Annotated in this window: 21 protein-coding genes and 2 pseudogenes; 10 read left to right on the top strand and 13 right to left on the bottom strand. The window is 69.1% G+C overall.

Annotated elements, in window-relative coordinates; translation table 11 throughout:
- Positions 1-115 precede the first annotated feature (115 nt).
- Entirely contained in the window at positions 116-670 is a 555-nt protein-coding gene (locus tag R2B38_RS00705; protein ID WP_318014410.1) for an RBBP9/YdeN family alpha/beta hydrolase, read from the top strand.
- 702 nt (positions 671-1,372) lie between these two features.
- Here R2B38_RS00705 and R2B38_RS00700 read toward each other — a convergent pair.
- Entirely contained in the window at positions 1,373-1,885 is a 513-nt protein-coding gene (locus R2B38_RS00700; RefSeq protein WP_318021945.1) for a hypothetical protein, read from the bottom strand.
- On the opposite strand from R2B38_RS00700, the gene R2B38_RS00695 reads away from it, so the two are divergent.
- Entirely contained in the window at positions 1,772-2,719 is a 948-nt protein-coding gene (locus tag R2B38_RS00695) for an ATP-binding protein (protein ID WP_318021561.1), read from the top strand. The genes R2B38_RS00700 and R2B38_RS00695 overlap by 114 nt on opposite strands.
- Positions 2,720-3,574: 855 nt before the next feature.
- Here the strand turns inward: R2B38_RS00695 and R2B38_RS00685 are convergent.
- The 7 genes and pseudogenes from R2B38_RS00685 to R2B38_RS00655 form a co-directional block, all read right to left on the bottom strand.
- A pseudogene (locus R2B38_RS00685) lies at positions 3,575-3,691 on the bottom strand (IS5/IS1182 family transposase); the annotation flags it as partial.
- A gap of 554 nt (positions 3,692-4,245) precedes the next feature.
- Positions 4,246-4,626 carry a nuclear transport factor 2 family protein gene (locus R2B38_RS00680; RefSeq protein WP_318014409.1) on the bottom strand — a complete coding sequence of 127 codons (381 nt, stop codon included), beginning with the start codon at positions 4,624-4,626 and terminating at the stop codon, positions 4,246-4,248.
- Complete coding sequence (locus tag R2B38_RS00675; protein WP_318014408.1) at positions 4,623-5,504, bottom strand: NAD-dependent protein deacetylase of SIR2 family; 882 nt, start codon at positions 5,502-5,504, stop codon at positions 4,623-4,625. Before R2B38_RS00675 ends, R2B38_RS00680 begins: the two co-directional genes overlap by 4 nt.
- Positions 5,501-6,436, bottom strand: coding sequence for a protein-ADP-ribose hydrolase (locus tag R2B38_RS00670; protein WP_318014407.1), 936 nt, complete (start codon positions 6,434-6,436; stop codon positions 5,501-5,503). The genes R2B38_RS00675 and R2B38_RS00670 overlap by 4 nt, the downstream gene beginning before the upstream one ends.
- A 108-nt stretch (positions 6,437-6,544) precedes the next feature.
- Complete coding sequence (locus R2B38_RS00665) at positions 6,545-6,868, bottom strand: MoaF-related domain-containing protein (RefSeq protein WP_318014406.1); 324 nt, start codon at positions 6,866-6,868, stop codon at positions 6,545-6,547.
- Positions 6,869-6,897: 29 nt separating this feature from the next.
- Complete coding sequence (locus R2B38_RS00660; protein WP_318014405.1) at positions 6,898-7,659, bottom strand: nuclear transport factor 2 family protein; 762 nt, start codon at positions 7,657-7,659, stop codon at positions 6,898-6,900.
- Complete coding sequence (locus R2B38_RS00655) at positions 7,656-8,345, bottom strand: DsbA family protein (protein ID WP_318014404.1); 690 nt, start codon at positions 8,343-8,345, stop codon at positions 7,656-7,658. Before R2B38_RS00655 ends, R2B38_RS00660 begins: the two co-directional genes overlap by 4 nt.
- A gap of 120 nt (positions 8,346-8,465) precedes the next feature.
- Between R2B38_RS00655 and R2B38_RS00650 the strand changes: the two genes are divergently transcribed.
- The 5 genes from R2B38_RS00650 (at position 8,466) to R2B38_RS00630 (ending at position 15,473) form a co-directional block, all read left to right on the top strand.
- Entirely contained in the window at positions 8,466-9,362 is an 897-nt protein-coding gene (locus R2B38_RS00650) for a helix-turn-helix transcriptional regulator (RefSeq protein WP_318014403.1), read from the top strand.
- A 223-nt stretch (positions 9,363-9,585) separates the two neighbouring features.
- Entirely contained in the window at positions 9,586-10,875 is a 1,290-nt protein-coding gene (locus R2B38_RS00645; RefSeq protein WP_318014402.1) for a bifunctional glycosyltransferase family 2/GtrA family protein, read from the top strand.
- A gap of 17 nt (positions 10,876-10,892) precedes the next feature.
- Positions 10,893-13,145 carry an ArnT family glycosyltransferase gene (locus R2B38_RS00640; protein WP_318014401.1) on the top strand — a complete coding sequence of 751 codons (2,253 nt, stop codon included), beginning with the start codon at positions 10,893-10,895 and terminating at the stop codon, positions 13,143-13,145.
- Between the two features lie 49 nt (positions 13,146-13,194).
- Positions 13,195-13,938 (top strand): response regulator transcription factor, encoded by a 744-nt coding sequence (locus tag R2B38_RS00635; protein WP_318014400.1) that lies wholly within the window; start codon positions 13,195-13,197, stop codon positions 13,936-13,938.
- Positions 13,935-15,473 (top strand): HAMP domain-containing sensor histidine kinase, encoded by a 1,539-nt coding sequence (locus R2B38_RS00630; protein ID WP_318014399.1) that lies wholly within the window; start codon positions 13,935-13,937, stop codon positions 15,471-15,473. Before R2B38_RS00635 ends, R2B38_RS00630 begins: the two co-directional genes overlap by 4 nt.
- A gap of 21 nt (positions 15,474-15,494) precedes the next feature.
- On the opposite strand, the gene R2B38_RS00625 is transcribed toward R2B38_RS00630, so the two are convergent.
- From R2B38_RS00625 to R2B38_RS00610, 4 genes and pseudogenes are all read right to left on the bottom strand, one after another.
- Positions 15,495-16,115, bottom strand: a complete 621-nt coding sequence (locus R2B38_RS00625; RefSeq protein ID WP_318021560.1) for an MHYT domain-containing protein — start codon at positions 16,113-16,115, stop codon at positions 15,495-15,497.
- Between the two features lie 33 nt (positions 16,116-16,148).
- Positions 16,149-16,286 carry a hypothetical protein gene (locus tag R2B38_RS00620; RefSeq protein WP_318014398.1) on the bottom strand — a complete coding sequence of 46 codons (138 nt, stop codon included), beginning with the start codon at positions 16,284-16,286 and terminating at the stop codon, positions 16,149-16,151.
- A 269-nt stretch (positions 16,287-16,555) separates the two neighbouring features.
- Positions 16,556-17,198: pseudogene (locus tag R2B38_RS51245) on the bottom strand (hydroxyquinol 1,2-dioxygenase); the annotation flags it as partial.
- 94 nt (positions 17,199-17,292) lie between these two features.
- Complete coding sequence (locus tag R2B38_RS00610) at positions 17,293-19,734, bottom strand: SpoIIE family protein phosphatase (RefSeq protein ID WP_318014397.1); 2,442 nt, start codon at positions 19,732-19,734, stop codon at positions 17,293-17,295.
- 299 nt (positions 19,735-20,033) lie between these two features.
- Here R2B38_RS00610 and R2B38_RS00605 point away from each other — a divergent pair, with 299 nt between their 5' ends.
- From R2B38_RS00605 to R2B38_RS00595, 3 genes are read left to right on the top strand one after another with little or no spacing between them, the layout of a single operon-like run.
- Positions 20,034-20,333, top strand: a complete 300-nt coding sequence (locus R2B38_RS00605) for a hypothetical protein (RefSeq protein WP_318014396.1) — start codon at positions 20,034-20,036, stop codon at positions 20,331-20,333.
- Entirely contained in the window at positions 20,327-20,791 is a 465-nt protein-coding gene (locus tag R2B38_RS00600; protein ID WP_318014395.1) for a hypothetical protein, read from the top strand. Before R2B38_RS00605 ends, R2B38_RS00600 begins: the two co-directional genes overlap by 7 nt.
- On the top strand, positions 20,764-21,909 hold the full coding sequence (locus tag R2B38_RS00595) for a sodium:solute symporter family transporter (RefSeq protein ID WP_318014394.1): 1,146 nt from the start codon (positions 20,764-20,766) through the stop codon (positions 21,907-21,909). Before R2B38_RS00600 ends, R2B38_RS00595 begins: the two co-directional genes overlap by 28 nt.
- A gap of 55 nt (positions 21,910-21,964) precedes the next feature.
- On the opposite strand, the gene R2B38_RS00590 is transcribed toward R2B38_RS00595, so the two are convergent.
- On the bottom strand, positions 21,965-22,753 hold the full coding sequence (locus tag R2B38_RS00590) for an IclR family transcriptional regulator (RefSeq protein ID WP_318014393.1): 789 nt from the start codon (positions 22,751-22,753) through the stop codon (positions 21,965-21,967).
- Between the last annotated feature and the right edge of the window lie 14 nt (positions 22,754-22,767).

Here is a 22,767-nt window from a genome sequence, read left to right as displayed (position 1 = left end):
CCGTCACTTTCTTTGAGATCACTTGCTGAGCTCGATCGCTGCCGCTGATCCATCGAGACTCACCTCGGGGTGCCCCCGCGATGTGCGGAGGTCACGATTGGAGGAGGGGCGGGCGATGGTCGCGTACGTCATCATCCCTGGGATCGACGGTTCCGATGAGGGGCACTGGCAGAGCTTGTGGGAGAAGAGGTGGGGCCCCGCAGCGGTTCGGATCGCACCGGCCTCGTGGAGCAGGCCGGACCTGCCTGACTGGGTTGCCGCGATCCAGGCCGCCCACGAGATCGCTCTCCGGCGTGACCAGCAGGTGGTGTTGGTGGCTCACAGCCTGGGGTGCTGGGCTGCCGCGCAGTGGCTGGAGCAGGATCGACCTGGCACTGTGGCCGCGTTCCTGGTCGCCCCGCCCGATCCCCGCGGGCCGGCGTTCCCACGTGAGGCCGCACCGACGTTCCTGGACCTGTCCGCTCGCCCGTTGCCGTACCCGAGCCTGGTGGTGGCCAGCGAAGACGATCCCTACTGCGACCCGACGGCATCCGCCTCCTTCGCGCGCGGGTGGCAAGCGCAATGGCATCTGGTCGGAAGCCACGGTCACATCAACTCCGGTAGCCACGTGGGCGATTGGGGGACGGGCGCGGAACTCCTTCGTGGGCTCGTCGACTGCTGGGCTGCCTGATCCGACACGGAGGTCCTCCGCTGTCCCCGGGTTCGATGCCGCCGACCAGCTCCGGTAGGCACGCGGCTGATCGTCAATTCTCCGAATCGGCCATCGGTTCGGCTCCGGTGGAGGCGGTCAGGATCAGCTCGGGCGGGGTGGCAGCGAGCGAGGCCGACCGGTCGAAGTTGATCGAGGAGTGGTTCCGCTGGCTCCTGGCCGAGGGCTCAGGCAGACGGTCACCTTCGACGCGGACGTCATCGCGATGGTGAACACGGCCCGAGCCGGCCCTCCTGCTCGGCGCACGCCCGGCTGGCCAGGAGATCGGTCTCGATCCGGCTCCTTGTGACCTGAACTGCCGGACGGACCCGGCGAACAGGCTGTCACTGTCTCGGCATGGCAACTGAACTTGCCGGTGTGGTCGGAGAGCTCGGGCCGGAGTTCCTGCGGGAGATAGTGGACCGCGCCTCCATGATCGGTGGTTCGGCGCCCGGCATGGCGGTGGTGATGGCTCGGCCGCGGCCTGTGTCGCACGGGATGTTGTCGGAGCGGTGCACCACGAGGGTGAGTACGCGCAGCGACCGCAGACGTTCAGCGCGGTCGCCGTGGCCGGCGCCGCGAGGCTCTGGAACTGGATGCCGAGGACGTCGTATCCCTGGTCGACGACCCGTCCGGTCCGTCGGGGATGCGCTCGATTCGGTGAGCACGGCAAGTCCGGCTCCCTCATGCCTGGTTCGCTGATCGGGACATCATCGAGGTGAGCGAGCGGACCGGATCCGGGTGCTCGACCGCGATTGTCCGGGCGGTCGTCCCGCCCATCGGGAATCCGATGAGGTCAACACCGCTGAGGTCGGGCGACCCGGCAGTGGCGAAGTCGATCCGCTCGGGCGAAGGGGCCTGCGGGCCATACCTGTTCAGAATGTCAAACACCGAAAACACCACCTTTTGACCGAGATTTCTTCCACTCGTAATCCATAGCCTTCGCCTTGCACCCACAGTGATGAAGATCTGCTTCAGCTGCTGTTCCTGCCAGATGTGAAGAGGTGCTGCAAGGCGATGACGGATGTTCGCGAGAGGAACCCTCCCTCGGGAACGACCAGCTTCGTGGGAAGACGGCAGGTACTGGCTGATCTCCGGCGGAACCTGCGGGCCTCGCGACTGCTGACGCTCACCGGCGCGGGCGGGGTCGGCAAGACCCGGCTCGCCCTGCAAGCCGCGGCGGAGCACGTTGACCATGTTCCGGACGGCATATGGCTGGTGAGTCTGGGAGCGGTGCGGAGCCCCGTCGGGGTGGCGGGCGCAGTCGCCACCGCCCTGGGATTTTCCGACCTGGACATCCGGCCGGTTCTCGACCGACTCACCGATCATCTGGCCCAGCGGCGTGCACTCCTGATCCTCGACAACTGCGAGCATCTGATCGAAGCATGCGCCGAACTGGTCGGGAGGCTACTGCCCGCTTGCCCGGAACTGTCGATCCTGGCGACGAGCCGCCACACCCTGGACGTCATGGGTGAATGCGTTTTCACGGTGCCGCCGTTGCCGCCGGCGGAAGCAGTCGAACTGCTGCGGGACCGTGTCGTCGGCGTCGGAGCAGGTCACCGGCTCCACGACGTGGACGAGGCGCAGGTCACCCGGCTCTGCACCGACCTGGACGGGCTGCCGCTGGCGATCGAGTTGGCTGCGTCCCGGTTGCGGACCCTGAGCGTGGAGCAGGTGACGGCCCGGCTGGAGGACCGCTTCGCCCTCTTGTCCACGGACACGGAGACATCGTTGCCAGGGCAGCGCACCCTGCGCGCGACGATCGACTGGAGCTACGAACTGTGCACTCCTGGCGAGCGATTGTTGTGGAACAGACTGTCCGTCTTTGCGGGCGGCCTCACGCTGGAGGCGGCGGAGAGTGTCTGTGGCGGGGACGGCCTCTCCTCGTACGAGGTGGTGGACCTGCTGGACCAACTGGTGTCCCAGTCCGTCGTGTTGGTCGACGAAGGAGACAGGGCATCCACGGCGTGCTCGCCCACCCGCGCGGCGTCGCGCGGCGCATCGCCTCCGACGGCCCACCCGGACCCGTAGGGCCGCGCCCGGCGTCGCCGACAACGGCCGTACTTCACCGATCGCCCGAGCTCACAAGCTCGCTCAATCGCCTGAGTCCGAGCGGGAGTTCGGCCCGAACCGTCTTGCCGGCATCCCGCTCGGCCACGCCCCGGGTCCGAGCGAGGACCGACACGATGATCAGGCCCCGGCCGGATGCGTCGAACTCCCGTCGGGAGCAGCAGGAGGCGGAGTTCGATGTCGCGTCCCGGTACGCGGCCGTGCGGGGCGGCGTTCGCGGCGAATTCGGCGACGACGTGTCGTGCGGGAATCCCCGGTCGGCGAGTCGATGGGCGGTGGGTCGTCCGGCCGGAGGGGCGCCGCGCGGGGTGCGACTGAGGTGCTGGGTGAGTTCGGCGGGATGGGTGGAGATGCGTGAGTTCACGTCACCGGGCGTGGCCGCCTCGTCCTGACCTGACCAGGAGCGGCGGGTGGACGCCGGCTATCCGTACAGGTGCGGTGGGTCGGGAGTACGGGTTGTCGGCCGTGACCATGATCTCCGCGGTGAGGTGAGGACGGCGCGCTCGTGACCGACGATGCGGATCACAGGCCGGAGACTCGGACGGAGGAAGAGGACACGACGGGGCTGTTCACCGCGCTGGGCAAGATGCTCAAGGGGGTGCGGGAACCGGCGGGGCTGCCCCAGAGGCAGTTCGGGGAGATGGTGGGGGACGGGCCGGATGCCCTCTCTGCCATGGAACGGGGAGTACGGATCACGGGGCCCGAGTCGCTGGAGAAGGCGGACGTCATCCTCAACGCCGCGGGTTGTCGAAGGACGCGATCCCCGAGGTCGAGGCGGCGATCAAGAAGGCGCGGACGCGTCAACCGGACGGGTATCAGGATTCCTTGCAGGCGCTTGCGGTCATCCAGCGGCAGTCGGCCCGGATTCCGCACCCGCCGGGGCCGGACCGGGAGGAGCGGTTCGATCCGCACCCACACATCGTCCGCGACCAGGCACGGCGGCCCCTTCGCCTTCCCCTGTCGGGCGAGTCAGGCCCAGGACCACGCAACAGGGAGTCGCCACTGTCTGCAAAGCCGGGGGAGGAGACGGTGCCTGCTCGTCCGCACGGCGAGCGGCTCCTCCGTCACGGTCCGGATCACCAACGAATGTCCGCTGCCCTGCGCGCCCCGTCAACTCGACCTCGGCGAACAGGCCTTCGCCGAATCGGCCCCTGTCTCGACGGGCCCGCTCGCGATCACCTGGAGCCTGCTCAGTCCAGCCCCTACTGGTGCGGCATCCAGGCAGTCGGCCACCGTAACCCGCTCCCCCGACGGAAGCGGATGCGGTGGCGCGGTCAGGCTCACCGACATCTACGGAGAACAACTGACCGTCAACGGGATCGCGCCGCGGCCAGACGCCGTGCAGCCCTCGCGGGTCCAGTTCGCCCGCCACTGATCTGGCCGCCGATCCCGTTGGCCTTCGGTGTGCCGACGGGATCGGCGGGAATGGACATGAGCCAGGTGCGTCGGTATCGCGTGCGGCAGCGGCGCCGGAGGCTTGTGCCGGGTCAGAACATGGTGTTGTCGTTCTTGGACGTGGGCGGGACCACCTGGAGGACGTCCCAGTGTTCGACGATCTTGCCGCCCGCGTCGAAACGGAAGATGTCGATGCCCGCGTATACCTCGGCGGGCCAGGTCTGGTGGCAGTGCAGGATCACGTGGTCGCCGTCGGCGAAGGCGCGCTTGACCTCCACCCGCTTGCCGGGGTACTCGGCGGCCATGCGCTCGAAGTAGTCGACGAATGCCTGCTTGCCGTCGCCGACATGTGGATTGTGCTGGATGTACGTGTCGCCCGCGTACTGGTCGATGGCCTCCGCGGGGCGGCACTGGTTGAACATCAGGTCGTAGAACGCCTGAGCCGTGGCCTTGTTCTTCTCCGGGTCGGTCATGATGCCACCGTAGGGTCGGGTGCCGGGTGCGGCACGGTGAGTGCTTCGAGCAGGCGGTCGGCCCCGGCGGAGACGGACAGGGTCCGCCCGGCGAGGTCGTCGGGGGTTTCGGGGTGGGTGGGGTTGACGCGGACGAGGCGGGCGTGGGAGATCTGTCGGGTGAGGTGTTCGCCCGGCCATCGGATGACGGCGGGGGTGTTGAATCCGGCGCCGAATTCGAGGATGAGCAGGCGGGTGCCGGCGGTGGTTCCCAGCCAGTCCTGGAGGCGGCGGCCCGCGGGGAGATAGGGGGCGTCGACGAACTCGGGGCCGATACGGACGTTGATCTCGACTTCGCCGCCGCAGTTCGGGCAGCTGGGCAGCGGGCCGGTCACGGCGCCGGTTGCCGGGTCGTACGCGGCGAGGAGCTGTGCGACGAGGGGGCGGGTGTCCCAGGTGGTCGGGGTGCAGGGGGTCGTGCACTGGTAGCGGCCGTAGTCGCCCTGCGGGGTGAAGATCCGGTCGGGGGCGAAGCCGTTGCGGGCGAAGAGGGCGTCCACGTTGGACGTCATCACCCAGTGGTCCTTGCCGGCGACGAGGGAACTCAGTTGCCGGTAAAGGGGGTTGGGGTGCGGGGAGAAGCGGATGTCGTCGATGTGGACGGCCCAGTAGCCCCACCACAGCTCGGGCGGCAGGGGTACGCCGACGAGATAGCGGGAGCGCAGGCCGAGGTGGTGCAGGGCGGGGAAGAGTTCCCGGAAGCGGTCTTCGTCGCCGTAGTCGTATCCGGCGGCGGCGCTGAGTCCGGCACCAGCGGTGATCAGGACGCGGTCGGCCTCGCCGAGCCAGGCGCGGATCGTCCCGGCGACGGCTTCCAGGTCGAAGGTGGGATCGTTCATCGGGGCTGGTTTCCTTCGGTCAGTGCCTGCACGTACGCGGCGCGGTCGTCGTCCGCGTACACGTTGAAGATCACGCGGTCGAGCCGCCCGGGGTGGAGGTCGAGCCAGTCGGCCACGGTGTTGAGGGCGATGCGGGCGGCGGGCGCCTTGGGGTAGCCGAAGACGCCGGTGCTGATGCCGCAGAACGCCACGCTGCGCAGACCGCCCACTTCGGCGGCGAGGTCGAGACAGGCACGGTACGAGGCCGCCAGAGCCCGCTGGTGCCGAGGGAGCACGGAGTCTTCGACGATCGGGCCGACGGTGTGCAGGACGTAGCGGGCGGGCAGGTGGTAGCCGCGGGTGATCTTGGCTGTGCCGATCTGCTCCGCGTAGACCTGGAGGGACATGATCGTGTGGCAGTCGGCGCGCATTCGGGGGCCCGCCGCGGCGTGCAGGGCGTTGTCGATGCAGGGGTGCATCGGGGCGAAGCAGCCGAGCAGGGCGTTGTTGGCGGCGTTCACGACGGCGTCCGCGCGGAGGGTGGTGAGGTCGCCCTGCCACAGCACCGTACGGCCGGCGGCCCGGTACGCGGTGCGGGGAAGCATGTCGCGGACGGTGGGCAACGAGGCCGCGTCGGTGGTGTCGCGTGCCAGGCGTTCGCCCGCCAGGAGCGCGTCCAGTACGCGGGTGGTCCTGGTGGGCAGTGGATCGGGATCCCGGCCCGTCAGTACCGTGCGCAGGAGTTGCCGGGCGTCGGCATCGTCGAACCGGTCGGCGGCGCCGTGACGCAACCCGGCCCTTGCTGACGCCCAGTCGTCCGCAAGCAGGTCGAGAGCCTCGCGTACCAGGTCGGCGGGCCGTTCGTCAGGGTCGGGGCCGGTACCGGCCCCGAACGGCTCGTCCAAGTCGATGGCGGCCCGGTAGGCGGCGAGCGGCAGCGGGGTCACGTACACGGGGTCCTCCGGGCGGTGATCGTGTCACGGGGCGAAGCGGGATGAGTCCGCCGAAGGGCGCGCCACCGTGCCCTCATTCCGGTTCGGGGAGGGCGCGGCGGGCGTCCCTCAGGCGGGTTCGAGGGTTCCTGTGCGGAGTGCGGCGACTCGGCCGTCGCCCGTCCCGTAGGTCCAGAAGGCGTGGACCGTCAGGGCGTTGAGGTTCATGAGGTGGGTGACCGCCATGCCGGACTCCTCGGTCCAGCCGAGCATGAACAGGCCGGGGGCCACCTCGGCGGTGTGGAGGGTGACGGTCTCCTCGGAGCCCTCGGTCGGGCCTTCGAGGGTCTCGTAGTGGAGGGTGGCGCCGTCGGCCGCGTAGGTGTTGCGGAAGACGACCCCGTTGTCGACACGGAAGACGAAGGTCTTCCCGGCGTAGCTGAGCTCACTCATCGCGTAGCCCCGTTGCGGACGGCGCGCTTCTAGAACAGGCCGTTGTCGTGGGGCAGTTCGGCAGGGATGGGGGCGATGACATCCCAGTGCTCGACGATCTTGCCGCCCTGGACGCGGAAGAGGTCGTAGTAGGCGACGGGGACTCCGAACTCGCCCTCGGACTGGAGAAGGACGAACTCGCCCTCGGCGATGACCTTGTGGACGGTCCTGTAGACGAGGTTCTTGCCCTGCTCGGCCCACTTCGCGGCGGCGGCACCGAAGCCGTCGAGGCCGTCGGCGGCCTCCGGGTTGTGCTGGTCGTACGTCTCGGTGGAGATGTAGTCGGTGAGCACCGAGTAGTCGGCGCCGACCAGGACCTTCTGCGCGAACTCGGCGACCAGGGTCCGGTTGGCCTCGGTCTCCTCGGGCGCGGTGACCTCGGTGGGGCCGTCGGTCTGCGAGCGCCCGGAGGCGGTGTCCTCGACCTGCGGGGTCAGGGCGTCCCAGTGCTCGGCGAGCTTGCCGTCGGCATCGACGCGGAAGACGTCGAAGGCGACCAGCGGGTCCGGCCCGAAGCCGTGGTACGTGCCGTGCAGGGCGACCAGGTCGCCGTCGGCGATCACCCGGACGCCCTCGTAGCCGAAGCCCTCCGGCAGGCCGGCGACCAGTCGGCGCAGGGCCTCGGGACCGTTGGCGGCAAGGCTGCTGTGCTGGGTGTAGTCGGCGGCGACCCACCGGTCCACCGCGCTCGGGTCCTTCTTGCCGAACAGTTCTCCGGCGGCGGTCAGCACGGTGTTCTTGGCGTTGCTCATGACAGTTCTCCTTGCAAGGGCAGGTCTTGGACGGGGACTTGGGGGAGGGACGTGGTCAACCGCTGGTCGAGGGCGGCGGTCAGGGAAGCGGCCGTGGAGCCCGCGCCGCCCAGCTGGTCCGCGCCGTGCGCGGTGTCCAGCAGCAGCGTCGGGTACGCGAGCACACGCAGGCGGCGCAGCGTGCGGAAGTCGGCACGGGCTTTCACCCGGCCGGCCGGGGAGTCGAACGCCGCGGTCACGGCGTCCGCGTCCAGGCCGAGCGCGACGGCCGTCTCCCGGTAGACCTCCGCGTCGGACAGGCTGCGGCCGTCGACGAACCATGCCCGCTGCATGGCCTCGGCCGCGTCCAGTTCGCTGCTGCCGGGCTGGTCGCGCAGCGCGGCCAGCCCCGCCGCCGCGGCGGCGGAGTCGAGCACGGTCGTTCCCCGCGACAGGGCACGGTCGTAGCCCGTGCCGAAGGTGGCTCCGGTCAGCCGCGTGACGGTGCCGCGTTCGGCCGACAGGTGGGGATGGGCCGCGATCGGCAGCGCCCGGGCACCGGTGTAGAGACCGGCCGACACGACGGCGATCCGGATGCGGTGAGCGTTGTCCTCGGCGAAGGCCCGCAGGGTGGGGCCGAAGCCGAAGCACCAGGCGCAGTACGCGTCGAAGGCGTATGTCAGGGAGGCGATTTCCGTCGAAGCCATGACCCGCCTCCTCTCCTACCGACTGCTTACTGATTTCCGACATCGAGTGACGTCGGCCGGTCTGACAGCTCCAAGGTAGAGCTGCTGAGCAGGGTGAATGAGATACGCTGACGACTAGTGATGGTCAAAAAGCGACATGATGCCGACCGGGGGATCCCGGAGATCTCCTTCGCGGCGCCCGCGGGCACCCCCGCCGGCGTCGAGGTGTTGACCCTCGCCGACCTGCGCGACCGCGTATCCGGGGAGCGGCTCGCGGCCCCCCAGCGCCCGGACTTCCACCACCTGATCTCTCTCACGGGCGGAACCCTCTGGCACACGGTCGACTTCACCGCCTACGCGCTCGAACCCGGTTCATGGCTATGGGTTCGGCCCGGCCAGGTCCAGCAGTGGGGCGACCTCACCCACGCCGAGGGCACACTGATCCTGTTCCGCCAGGAGTTCCTCGACCCGGCCACCACTGCCGGCGCCCGCACAGAAGACCCGCACGCGCCGGTCCTGCGTCGGCCTCTGCCCGAGGACAGCCAGACGTTGCGACAGGCGGCCGACCATCTCGCCGCCGAGTTCCAGGCCCTCGGACGCCTGCCCCTGGAAATCCACACCGCGGCCCTGCGTCATCTGTTGGCCGTCCTCGTCCTGCGGCTGGCCCACCTCACCGCGCCGGCCGGCAGCCCAGCCCCTGAACCGGACGCGATCTACCTGGGCTTTCGTGACGCCGTGGAGACGGACTTCGCCCGCACCCGCCGGGTCGAGGACTACGCCGAAGCGCTCGGCTACTCGCCCCGCACCCTCGCGCGCGCCACCCTCGCCACGGCCGGCCTGGGCGCCAAGGAGTTCATCGACCGGCGCGTCGTCCTCGAAGCCAAGCGCCTCCTGGCCCACAGCGATCACAGTGCCGCGCGCATCGCCGACCGCCTCGGTTTCTCCAGCGCCACCCACTTCAACAAGTACTTCCACCAGCGCACGGGCCAGACCCCGATCGCCTTCCGCGACACGGTCCGCGGGCACGGCCCGAGGTGAGACTCGCCCGTCCGAGCGGCCGTACTCGTCCGCCGTCCGGCGCGCCGTGGTGCGGCTGTGCCCCCAGCGCATCGTGGGAGCACTTCCGGCCATAGATCTGACTCCCCGTCAGTTCTCGGTATTCTCCCCCGGCCCCCACAGGCGGGGCGGCAACAGTGAGGCTCCGGCCCTGGATCAGGGCCTGTGAGCCGCAGTCTGCCGTCCCCTCATGCCTGAGGAAGCCATGACTCCCACCCCCCACCTCGCCGAACTCACCGCCCGAGTGGAGCGTCCCGCACCCTTCCAGCCCGTCGCGCGTTCGGTTCTCCCGCATGCCGGAACCTCGACGGTGGACATCGTGGTTCCGGTCTACAACGAGGAACGCGCGCTGCCCGGGTGTCTTCGTACGCTCCACGCCCGCCTGGACCGGGAGTTCCCGTTCCCCTGGCGCATCACGGTCGCCGACAACGCCAGCACCGACGACACCCTGGCCACCGCCCGTCGCCTCGCGGACGAACTGCCCGGCGTCGGCGTCGTCCACCTGGATCGCAAGGGCCGCGGTCTTGCCCTGCGTACCGTCTGGGGCGCCAGCGACGCCGACATCGTGGCGTACATGGACGTCGACCTGTCCACCGGCCTGGACGGCCTGCTCCCCTTGATCGCGCCATTGGCCAGCGGTCACTCCGACCTCGCGATCGGCTCCCGGCTGGCTCCCGGCTCGCGCACGGTGCGCGGCCCGCGCCGCGAGTTCGTCTCCCGCTGCTACAACGGCATCATCCGGCTCACCCACGGAGTCCGTTTCACCGACGCCCAGTGCGGATTCAAGGCGGCACGGACGGAAGTGCTCCGGCCGCTGCTCGACGTGACCCGCGACGACGCGTGGTTCTTCGACACGGAGTTGCTCCTGCTCGCCGAACACAACGGACTGCGGATCCACGAGGTCCCGGTCGACTGGGTCGAGGACGTCGACACCCGGGTGGACGTGGTGAGCACCGCCAGGGAGGACCTGCGGGGCCTGTGGCGGATGGCGCGACTCAAGGCGTCCGGTGACGCCCGGGTCGAGGTGGTGCCGCGTCCCGAGCCGGCCGCGGAGCACCCCGACGCCGTCCTCGCACCCTCCACGGGACGCGGTGCGCTGTCGTGGGAGGTCGGCTGTTTCGTCGCGATCGGTGTCGTCTCCACGGCCGGACAGGCCTTGCTGTACTGGCTGTTGCGCGGTTGGTGGTCTCCGGCCGTCGCCAACCTGATCTCGCTGTTCGTCCTCACCGTCCTGAACACCGAGGCGAACCGACGCCTCACCTTCCGGCACTCCACCTCCCCGCCCGCCCGCGTACACCTCGGCGCGGGAGGCCTGTTCGTGCTCGGCTACGTGGTCACGTCCGCGGCGGTGCTGTGGTTCAAGTGGCTCGATCCCGGCGCCTCACCGGCCGCGGAGACCGCGGTCCTCACCACGGCCTCCGTCGCGGTCACCTGCGTGCGCTTCGCCGTGCTGCGCCTGGCCGTCTTCGCCGACCCCCGTAGCCGTAACCGTTGACGAGAGCGAATCCCCACATGAGCAACCACGCGCACATCAGGCCCGCACCAGCGGCATCGGTACACGACGGGTCACGTGCGAGCGCGAGTACGTCCGTCCGCGCGCTCCCCGCCTGGGCGGCACCCGCGGCACTCGGAGCCGTCCTCGTCGTCGCGGCCGTTCTCTACGGCTGGGCGCTGAACTCCCTTGGCTGGGGCAACAGTTACTACTCGGCGGCCGTGAAGTCGATGGGGAAGAACTGGACCAACTTCCTCTTCGGCTCCTTCGACCCGGCTGGCGTGATCACGGTCGACAAGCCGCCGGCCGCGCTGTGGCCGCAGGTGATCAGCAGCAAGATCTTCGGACTGCACGGCTGGGCGCTGATCCTGCCGCAGCTGCTCGAAGGCGTGGCCGGGGTGCTGGTGCTGCACCGCACCGTGCGCCGCTGGGCGGGGGAGGCGGCGGCGCTGGTCGCGGCTCTGGTGCTCACACTGACGCCGATCACCGTGGCCATCAACCGGGACAACAACCCGGACACGCTGCTGGTGCTCCTGCTGGTGTCGGCGGCGTACGCACTCACCCGCGCGTTGCAGGCCGAGGGCCGGGCCGCGACCTGGTGGCTGTGCGCGAGCGGGTTTCTGATCGGGTGCGGATTCCTCACCAAAATGCTCGCCGCCTGGATGGTCGTTCCCGCGTTCGCCGTCGCCTGGCTCGTGGGAGGAAGCGGCGCCTGGATACCGCGAGTGCGGCGTCTGCTGGGCGCGGGGGCCATCCTGGCGGCGTCCTCTCTGTGGTGGGTCGCCATGGTGGCCCTGTGGCCGGGCGACCGACCGTACATCGGCGGCAGCAAGGACGGCTCGGCCTGGGATCTGGTGATCGGCTACAACGGGCTGGGCAGGGTCTTCGGTTCCAGCGACGGAACGCCGCAGGGGATGGGCGGCGGCGCAGGCGGTGGCTTCGGCGGCCAAGCGGGCCTGACCCGTTTGTTCGCCGACCAAGTGGGCGGTCAGATCAGCTGGTTGCTGCCGGTCAGCGCGCTGGCTCTCGCGGTCGCGGTCGCCTGCGCGGTACTGCGCCGGCGTGGCCGGGTGTCCGACTCCGCCTTGCTGCCGGCCTCCGGCTGGCTGCTGTGGGGGACCTGGCTGGTGGTCTGCGCGGCGGTGTTCTCGACCCAGAAGGGCATCTTCCACCCGTACTACACCACTCAACTGGCCCCGGCCATCGCGGCGTTGTGCGGCGGGCTGGTGGCCGCCCTCATCCGTGCCCATCGCGCCGGTCTGAGGTGGGCGCCTCAGGTGGGCGCCGCCGCGGTCGTGGTGAGTGTGGCCTGGGCCGTGGTGCTGGTCCGCCGTGAGCCCGACTGGAACGGCTGGCTGGTGTGGCCCGTGCTCTTGGTCGGTTGCGCGGCGGTCGTCCTGCTGGTGCTGTCACGACGCCGTGGCCGACTGCTGACGGTCGCCGGCTGCGCCGCGGTCGCATCGGTTCTGGTGGCACCGGGCGCGTGGGCGGTGACCGTTCCCGGCTCGACGAGCATGGGGGGCTCCAACCCGACGGCCGGTCCGCTGACGCTCGGATTCGGCGGAGGCGGTGGCATGCCCCGGCAGGGTTCGAACGGCGGAGGCCTTCCCTCGGGCATGCCGTCCGGGATGCCGTCGAACATGCCGGGTCTCCCGGGCGGTGGTACCTCCTCGGGGCAGACCGCTGAACCGCCCTCCGGTGGAATGCCGTCCGGCATGCCCACAGGGGGAGCCAACGGTATGCCCGGTGCACCGGGGGGAGCGGGCTCGAACGACCGCGGCACGTCGTCGTTCCCGGGCGGCGGCTCGGGACGGCCCCCGGGCGGGGGCGGCGGCTTCGGCAACGGGAAACTCACCGCCGATCAGCGCAAGATCCTTCAGTACGCCGTCAAGCAGGCGCCCGACGCCCGCATCAAGCTCGCCGTCGAAGGCGGTGCCCTGTCCGCCAGTAGCTTCATCCTGGGCACCGACGAGACCGTGATCGGCATGGGCGGCTTCACCAACAGCGACAACGCACCGTCGGTGGACCAGCTGGAGAAGTGGACCAAGAACGGCGAACTACGCTACATCCTGGGCTCCGACACGAACGGCGGCGGCATGCCGGGCCCGGCCGGCGGATACACCAAGCAGCGCTCCGACTGGATCGCCGACCACTGCACCAAGGTTCCGGCGTCGGCATACGGTGGCACCTCCGGTACGTCGTCGCAGAACAACGGCGGCGCTGCGATGGGATTGGGAGGAAGCGACGTGCTTTACGACTGCGCCGCCAAGTAGCGAACGCCCAAGTGCCGGTCGCGACACGGCAGAACGGACCAGCAGACGCATGACCGAGCAGCCCACAGCCGCGCGACCGCGACGTCGGCTCCTCGTGGTCGAGGACGAACCCAGCATCCGCACCCTGCTGGAGGCAACGCTTCGCCTGACCGGATACGACGTGAGCAGCGCCGATACCGGTCAGGCGGCCCTCCTGGAGATCGAACGCCTGGCACCCCATCTGGTGCTGCTGGACGTGATGCTGCCCGACCTGGACGGCTTCGAGGTGACCCGCAGGCTGCGGGCAGCGGGCAACGACTGCCCGATCCTGTTCCTTACCGCCCGCACCGGCACCGACGATCGCGTCACCGGCCTCAGTGCGGGCGGGGACGACTATGTGGCCAAACCCTTCAGTATCGAGGAGGTGTTGCTGCGCATCGAGGCCATCCTGCGGCGTACGGCGCCGGCCACCGAGTGGCAGGCGGTGGAGAGCGTGCTGCGCTATGCCGACCTCGAACTCGACGAAGGTGCCCACGAGGTGTACCGGGCAGGGCAGTACATCGCCCTGTCGCCGACCGAGTTCAAGCTCCTGGCCTACCTGCTGTCGAACGCGGGCCAGGTGCTGAGCAAGGTCCAGATCCTCGACCACGTCTGGGGCTTCGACTTCGCGGGCGACTCCCGGATCATCGAGACGTATGTGAGGTACGTGCGCAGGAAGATCGATTGTTTCGAACCGCCTCTGATCCAGACCGTACGGGGCGTCGGCTACTGCCTGAGGCTTCCCCGCGACCAGGCAGGGACGCAGGACCCGTGACCCGTTTTCTGCCCCGGCCGCCCAAGTCGGTGCGGCGGCGACTGATCCTCGGCGCCACCCTGCTGGCCACCGTGGCGGTCCTGACCTCCCAGGCGATCGGCTACGCGGTGCTCAGCTCCTGGCTGCTGGACCGTGTCGACGAGCAGCTCGTCGAGTTCCATCCACCGGCTCCCGTCTACGACGACGCGCTCATGGACAAGCTCCCGGACCCGGGAGGACGACAGGACCTACTTCCCTCGGACTTTCACATCTACTTCTACGACTCCTCCGGGCACCGCCTCCGCAGTGCCCTGGGCTCCGAGACCAAGCCCGGACCACGGTTGGCCGATCGTGCGAAGAACCTCGGGCTGCGGGACGGGCACCCCGAGACGGTGCCCGCCGTCAGTGGCGACGGTCGCTGGCGAGTGCTGCTGAACCCTGGTCCGGACGACATGAGCGCGGTGGTCGCTCTTCCGCTCGACACCGTCGACGGCGCCACATCGAAGCTCCTGTGGCTGAACGCCGTGCTGCTCGTGGTGACCGTCCTCGCCCTGATCGCCTTGGGCCGGTGGGTGGTTCGGCTGGGACTCCTGCCCCTGACCAGAATGGAACGGACGGCCCAGGACATCACCGCGGGCCGGCTCGACCTGCGGTTGGCGGACACCGACGCGCGTACCGAGATCGGACGACTCGGACGGGTCCTGAACTCCATGCTCGACCGTCTGCAGAAGGCGTTGCTGGCCCGAGAGGCTTCGGAAGCCCGGCTTCGTCGGTTCGTCGCCGACGCCGGGCACGAACTGCGCACTCCGCTCACCGCCATCCAGGGCTACGCCCAACTCGGCCTCCGCTCCGAACCGCGCTCGGGCCGCGAACGGGACGAGGCCAACCGGGTCATCGCGCAGAACGCCGAGCGCATGAGCCTGCTCGTCGACGACCTCCAACTGCTCGCGACCCTCGACAAGGAACCTTCCTACCGCAGGGAGCCGGTCGACCTGCTGTCCCTCGCGGCGGACGCCGTCAGTGCCGCCGCCGCCCACGGTAAGGGCCACCCCTTCACCCTCGGCCCGCTGCGCACCCCGGCGGACCCCACCGGGGCCGAGGAACTCGACGTCGCCGGGACTGTCGGCGACCCGCACCGATTGCGACAGATCCTGGAGAACCTGCTCTCCAACGCCGGCATGCACACCCCGCCCGGTACCCGTGTCCACATCCGCCTCGGCACGGCCGGGGCGACCCCCGACACCGGCGGCGTCGACCGTCCCGGACGCACCTCGGTCTCACCGCCCCTGCCGGAGGGGTTTCCGGTCGCGGTGATCGAGGTGGCGGACGAGGGACCGGGCCTCGAACCCGTCGACGCCGAGCACGTCTTCGAGCGCTTCTACCGGGCCGACCCCGCCCGTTCCCGCATCCACGGCGGCAGCGGACTGGGCCTGGCCATCGCCACGGCCATCGCCGAGGGGCACGGCGGCCGCCTCGAACTCGACACGGCCCCCGGCCGCGGCTGCACCTTCCGCCTGGTCCTTCCCGCGGCCGACCCCGGTCAGGAACCCCGCTGATCCCGGGTGTGCGTCGGACGCCTACCGCGTGGGGTAGGCGGAACCGGTCCCTCGCGGCGCAGGTGTCGCCCGCTCCGGATCGTCGTCGGTGATCATCATGTCGGGGTCGAACATGACGATGGTGCTGGCGATCAGGAGGACGGCGAGCGGACCGACGAGCATGACCATGAGGAATCTCAGATTGCTGGTCGACTGGTCGATCGAGGCGTGGCCGGTGAGCTGAATGGAGAGGGCGGCCATGCCGATGTAGTGCGCGCCGGTCACCGCCACTCCCATGATCAGGCTCGCGCCCATGCTGGACCACAGGGCGTGGATCGAGACCGCTGCCCATAGTGCCGTGGTGGCGATCACGATGGTGAAGACGAAGGTGAAGATCACGATGCGACAGTCGTAGTGGAGGCTGCCGTCGAGCTTGATCGCGCTCATACCGAGCCCGTTCATCGTCACGATCCCGTTCCCGGTGATGATGCCGGCCGTCACCAGGATGAACGGGGATCGGCCCCGGTAGCCGACGAGGAACATGCCGACGGCGACGCAGGCGATGACGACGACGAGGCTGAGGACTGTCTGATTCCGGTCGTAGTGGACCACCGCGTCCTCGACGTCGAAGCCGATCATGGCGATGAAGTGCATGGCCCATATGCCGCAGCCGAACGAGACGGAGCCCAGGGCCAGTCATCTGCCCCTGTGGTGCGGGCGTCGCAGTGACCGTGTCGTGCACCGTAACCCGGCCGACGCCCCGAGGGCGGCCATGACGTAGGCGGCGATCGGGGTCACGGCGCCGTAACTGAAGTTGGAGACGGTGGCGGCCATGTGCGCTTCCTTGGTGCGGGACGGCGGGCCGCACCACGGGCGCGGTGTACGGACGGACTGCGGCCAGGTGGAGCCGAGCGGTCGGCTGTGTCCCGCTGGAGCAGGGGAAAGTGGGTGCGGCAGGGCAGCCCTGCCGGGTCGGTCGGACACAGGGAGCGAGGGCGGTTGGCCCGGGCCACTTCGTGGTCCGGGTTCGCCCGCTGCTACGTCGGGTGGACCGCCCCGCCGGCCTCCCGCGAACGCGCGCGGCTGGTGGGACGGCCGAACAGTCACGTACCGGCGGCAGCCAGCACGATGTCGAAGGCGACCCGCGACCATGCGCCGTCCACCGCGCGGCCGTCCGGCGCCGGGGAGCCGGGGAGCCGGGGAGCCGGAGAGCCGGCGTTCGAACTTTTTCACCAGGGACGGCTTGACCCCGAACACCGTGTCCGCGCCGAGCAGTTGGTCGCCCCGGACGAAGATGTGGGTGACCAGCGTGCGCTGGACCGGGGCGCTGACCATGAAGTGCAGATGCGAGGCCCGCATCGGGGACCGGCCGACAGCTTCGAGCATCTTGCCCACGGGACCGTCGTGGGGGATGGGGTACGGCGTCGGTGTGATGCCCCAGAACGAGTAGCGTCCCTCGGCGTCGGTGAAGAGGTGACCTCGGGCGGCGGTCCGGCCGTCGTCGTGCTGGACGTCGTAGAGGCCGTCCGCGTCGGCTTCCCAGACCTCGATACGAGCGTCTGCGAGCGGGTTTCCCTTGCTGTCGGAGACGGTGCCCTCGACCCAGCACGGTTCCCCGCTCGCGCCGGCGGAGATGTCTCCGCCGACGGGGATCTCGGGGCTGTCCTCGACGAAGAACGGGCCGAAGACGGTCGCCTCGGTCGCGTCGCCGTATGCCTCGTTGTTGATGGCGATGGTCTGCGCGGAGACCTGCCCTCGTCATCGCTCGAACCGACCTGACCCGCGGCACGGATCTGCTGCTGGGCGGGCGTCTCCCCTCCCGGCATGCGGCAAACACGGCCTACAGGGTCGCGCTGTCCCACACCGCGGCAAGGGCGGTCTCCTGCACCGGAAGGGCTGTGGTCGATTCCTCCGCCCAGACGGTCTTGCCCGTCTGGGCGTAGCGGCTTCCCCACCGCTTGGAGAGGTGAGCCACCAGAAACAGCCCGCGGCCGCCTTCGTCGCCGACCCGCGCCCGTCGTAGCCGGGGCTGAGTGTTACTGCTGTCGGTGACCTCGCACACCAGCGTCGCGTCGTCGTGGAACAGGCGCAGGCCGACGGTCCCGCCGCCGTAGCGAATCGCATTGGTGACCAGCTCACTGACGATCAGCTCGGTGGTGAAGGCCACGTGGTCGAGCCCCCACGCACCCAGCTGTCCGGTGACGGCCTTGCGTGCGTCGGTGACCACGGCGGGATCGTCGGGGAAGGTCCAGTCGGCGATGGCGGACGCGGGAATCCTCTGAGTGCGGGCCAGGAGCAGCGCCATGTCGTCACGGGACGGCGTCTCGGTGAGCTCTGCGAGCACGGCGTGACCGATGTCCTGCAACGTCCTGTCCTGGCGGCACAGCGACGAAAGTCTGTCCAGAAGTCCGTGGATGCTCCGGTCGATGTCGTCGGACCGGGCATGCACGAGGCCGTCGGTGTAAAGGGCCAGCGTGCCGCCGGGTTCCAGCTCGACCGTGGTCTCCTCGAAAGGCATGCCGCCCACTCCGAGGGGCGGCCCCGGAGAGAGTGCGATCAGGCGGCCCGTTCCGTCGGGCTGGATCACCGCTGGGGGTGGATGCCCCGCGGAGGCGAGGGAACAGGTGCCGGTGACCGGGTCGTACAGCGCGTACAGACAGGTGGCGCCGATGGAGTCCTTGAGATGAGGATCCGCTTCGTCGGCGAGTTGCTGGACGAGATCGTCGAGATGGCCGAGGAGCTCGCCGGGTGGGAACTCCAGGTCGGCCAGGGTGTGGATCGCGGTCCGCAAGCGGCCCATGGTGGCAGCGGCGTGCAGCCCGTGCCCCGTTACGTCACCGACGACGAACGCCACCCGCAGCGACGGCAGCGGGATGACGTCGAACCAGTCGCCGCTGATGTCCGCCCCGCCGCTCGCGGGTACGTAGCAACCGGCCGACTCCGCCGCCGTCGTCCGCATGACGGCCCTGGGGAGCAACCGCTCTTGCAACGCGACCGCGGCCCGATGCTCACGGGTGTATCGGCGGGCGTTGTCCAGGCTCAGTGCGGCGCGTGCGGCGATGTCGAACAGGAGATCCACGTCCTCCTGCTGAAACGGCTCGGGCCGGTCGGTCCGCCATACCCCGACGACCCCCAGAAAATGGCCCCGCGCGAACAGCGGGGCGATGACGGCCGAGTGCCCCCTCGCCGGCAGCATCGACCGGATCAGTTCCGGGTCCTCGAGGAGGTCCGCCATCTCCTGCCGCGTTGCATGGAAGGCCTTCTCGCTGTGCAGGGCCGCCCGGCGTACGTCGGCGGTGTCCGGGAGGTTCGGGATCACGCCGCCCACGGGGATGAGCTCCTCGGGCCAGGGGCCGACGGCCGAGGCCACCGCCGCCCGACGAAGCGACCATGGGCCGCCGGGAAGGAGCCCCTTGGGGGTCTCGTCGCCATCGAGCACGGAGTCGACTATCTCCACCGCGGCCATGTCCCCGAGGGCCGGTACGAGCACGCTCGCGATGTCCTGGGCGGTGCGAGTCACGTCCAGCGAAGCGCCGATCCTGTCCGACGCCTGATGACTCACCTCGGTACGGCGCCGAGCACGTTGCTGCTCCGTGTTGTCGATGAAGATCGCGGCGACTCCGGTGGGCCGGGCGTACCCGTCTTCCAGACGGAATGCGGACAGGGAGAAGGATCGCTCCCGCTGTGATGCGTCCCTCGCACGCATCCGCTGTTCTCCCGCGACCTGCGCCACCCCGGTCTCCAGTACCCGGCGCAGTCGCCTCTCGACCTCGTACGCGTCGGCCGCTGAGATCACGTCCGCCAGGTGATCGCCTGCGTGCAGGGGAGGCCACCCATACCTTCCCGGGGTGCCGTTGGTGCGGACGACCTTCAGTCCGGCGTCGAAGATGACGATCCCCAGCTGTTGCTGGGCGAGAAGGGCTTGCAGGAAGGACGAACTCTGTTCCCGCGGCCCCGCCTCCGACGCAGGCGTCATGACCAGAGCGACCTCGGAGGAGCCGTCCAGAGGCACTTGGGCGACAGCCAGTTCGACCAGTTCTCCGGAGCCGTGCCGGAACAGAGTCGGGCCGCGGCCTGTGAGGGGGAAACCACCCTCCGCCGCTTCGAGGAGCGGTTGGGCGGGATCTTCGAGCAGCCCTGTGATCGGCAGCCCGCACACCTCCGCGACCCTGTACCCCAGCAGCCCGGCGGCCGCACCGGAGCACCGCCGCACGACTCCCGCGTGGTCGAGCAGGATGACGCCCGCCTCGCCCTTCGCGCCCCGCTCACTCAGGTCTGCCATGGGCCACCTCACCTGCGGCAGACGCCGCAGCATCCCTTCAAGTATGTATCGGTGGCCGCGAGGCCCGCCAACGAACCGCACCCGGGCCTCGCACATCCAGGGGCACGGGGGTCGGCACCCCAGGATTGTTCATTGTCTCGCTCAGCAAAACAGGAGTTTCGACAAGGAGGACAGGTTCGGCTTTTGGGGGTATCGTCATCGCTCGCACCAGCAGTCTGAGCGGACACTGTGGGCGCAACGCCGCTCCCTGGGCGTCTGCCGCCGGCCGTGCTCGCCATACCTCCGCGTGGAGATGTCCCATGCAAGAAGGCTTCTACCTGCAGCCAGCGCAGGAAAACTCAGGACCGAAACACTCATTCGGCGGGCACGGTGTTCCTCGCAAGAAGTGGCACCAGGGGGCCGGATACCTGGCTCCCAACATCGCACTCCTCGCGATCGAGATCATTTTTGGTACGTCGGCGAATCTGTCAGGGATTCGCGTCTTCGGCGCATCGGGCATTCCTTTGGGGATCCTCCTGTGTCTGACTCAGATGGCGACCCTCCTGGCCACCCTGCATCGCCTGGACAGAAGAAGTAGACGCGAGGAGGCGACGTGGTGAAAAGTTCGGATTTCACGTTGGCGGCATACCTTCCGGAAAATTCCCCGATCATAGTCGTCTTTCTGTTGTTCATCGCCATCGTCCTTTTCCTCACGGTCTTCTCCGGCCTTGAATCGGATACTCCGAAAGAATTCTATGTCGGTGACGGGAAAGGCTCGCCGCTGGTGGGCGGTCTGGCGATAGCGGGCAGTTTCGTTTCGGCGCCGCTGCTGCTGAACAGCACCGCGACGGTGGCAACGTTCGGGTTCGACGGAATGATGGACGTCACGAACGTCCTGCTGTCCTTCGGGCTGCTCATCGTGCTGGCCAGGCCCATCCGACTGCGTGACGCCCAGACCCTCGGAGACATTTTCTCGGCGCAGGCCCCGGGGGCTGCGCCGCGTATTGCCGCCGCCGTGACCACCCTGGCCATCGCCGGCCCTTTCTGGTCGTGCAGCTCATCGCCGCGGGCAGCGTGACCGCGGATCTGCTCGGGTTCTCGGGTACGGGAGCGCAGCAGGTCTGCATTGTGGTCATCGGTGGTCTGATGGTGACCTGTGTGATGCTGAGCGGCATCAAAGGACTCACGGCCGTGCAGGTCCTTGCCGCAGTCGTGGTTCTGCTGGCCATGGCGGTGACCGCTCTCGCGGTGGTCGCCAAGTTCCACGGGAACCTCGGGTCTCTCCTTTCGCAAGCGGACTCCGGCAGCGCCAAGTCTGGTAGCTATTTCAGCTCGGGCACGATGAACGGGACGGGAACGGCGGCGCATCTCCATTGGATCGGGGAGCGATTCATCCTCGTCCTGGGGAGCGCGTGTATGCCGCACGTCATAGTCAGACTTCACGGTGCGAAAGATCCTGCTGCCGCGCGACGCTCGGTCAAGTACGCGACGTTCCTCATTGCCCTGTTGTCCCTGGCCATCGTCGTTGTCGGCATGGGGGCTTCCGCCCTGGTGGGTACAGGAAAGATCTCGTCCGGGAACGGAGAGGGCGACGGCGCCCTGATGCTCCTGGCGCACAACCTGGACGGTGGGCGCACGCTGTTCACCGCGGTCGCCTGCGCAGTTTTCCTCAGTGTGCTCGCCGTTGTCGGTGGGAGTACGGTCGCCGCGGCCGGAGCGATCGCCAAGGACATCTACGGCAATGTCGGAAAAGACGACGAGGGGCATTCCGGGAAAGAAATACTGGCGGCTCGCGCCAGCGTCTTCGTCTTCGGCACCGCTGGAATCGTGATAGCCGTGATGTGGCAGGGCCACTCCGCGGTATTTCTGGGTGCCGTCAGTGCCGCGACAGCCGCATCCGCCGTGGCGCCGGCTCTTCTGTACAGCTTCTTCTGGAAGGGTTACAACCGCACAGGGCTGCTGTGGACGCTGTACGGAGGGACAGGCCTCACGGTGTTCCTTTACCTGATGTCGCCGTCATTCTCCGGAATCCCCGCAGCACTCTTCCCCGGTGTCGACTTCACGCGGCTCGACCAGATCGGTCCGGCCCTCATCGCGGTTCCCGGCACTTTCTTCCTGGGATGGGCGTCCAGCGTGGCGGGACGCCGTCGCAGTGCCGGTCGATCGAAGACAGCGCCCATGCAGCCTGTTTCCTGAAGGGCACGTCCATCGCCTCGCCCGAGCGGAAGGTGAGAGCGCGGGAGTGCCGCTCTCACCCTCCGACGACGGTCAGGCGGTCAGTGATTCTCCGGGCTGTGGCCAGCACCTTCTGAGCCAGTTCCGCCTCCGCTTCGGGAAACACCCTGGAGGCGAGCGCGGCGACGCTCACGGCGGCGACCACCCTCTGCTCGGCGTCGCGGATCGGCGCCGCCACGCCCGTCACATCGGGGTCGAACTCACCGCGGGTGACGGAATACCCGGCGCGACGGATGTGCCCGAGCCGGTCCATGAGGGTGTCCACGTCGGTCAGCGTGGCCGGTGTGAATCGCCTCAACTCGGCTGCCTCCAGCAGTCGGCGCGCCTCGTCCTGCGGGATCCAGGCCAGCAGGACGAGCGCGGAGGCGCCGGCGTTGAGCGGGAGCGTGCTGCCACGCTCGTAGGAGATGCGTACTGCCCGGGTGGCGGCCTCCGCACGGTCGACGCAGACGACCAATTCCCCGGAGCGACGGGTCAACAGCACCGTCTCGGACACGTCCTTCGACAGTTCGGTCATCGCCGGAACGGCGATGTCGGAGAGTTCGTAGCTGCGCCGTGCCAGCCGACCGATCTGCAGGACACGCAGGCCGAGCCGGAAGCCGCCACCGGGCGCCTCCTCCAGGAATCTGCTGCTCACCAGGGACTGCAGGTATCGGTAGGCGGTCGAACGGGCGACCCCCATGCGCTCGGCGACGGCGCTGCCGGAGATGACGAGGTGGGTGTCGTCGAACATCATCAGGATGTCCAGGGCCCGGTCGGCCGTGGAGTTGCGTTCGCGATAGCTGGGGGACGCTGATCCTGACATAGGGGACACCCTAC

The organism is Streptomyces sp. N50, assembly GCF_033335955.1.
GTDB lineage: Bacteria > Actinomycetota > Actinomycetes > Streptomycetales > Streptomycetaceae > Streptomyces.
Note: the sequence above shows the minus strand (reverse complement) of the source record. Positions and strands in the feature narration are given on the sequence as shown.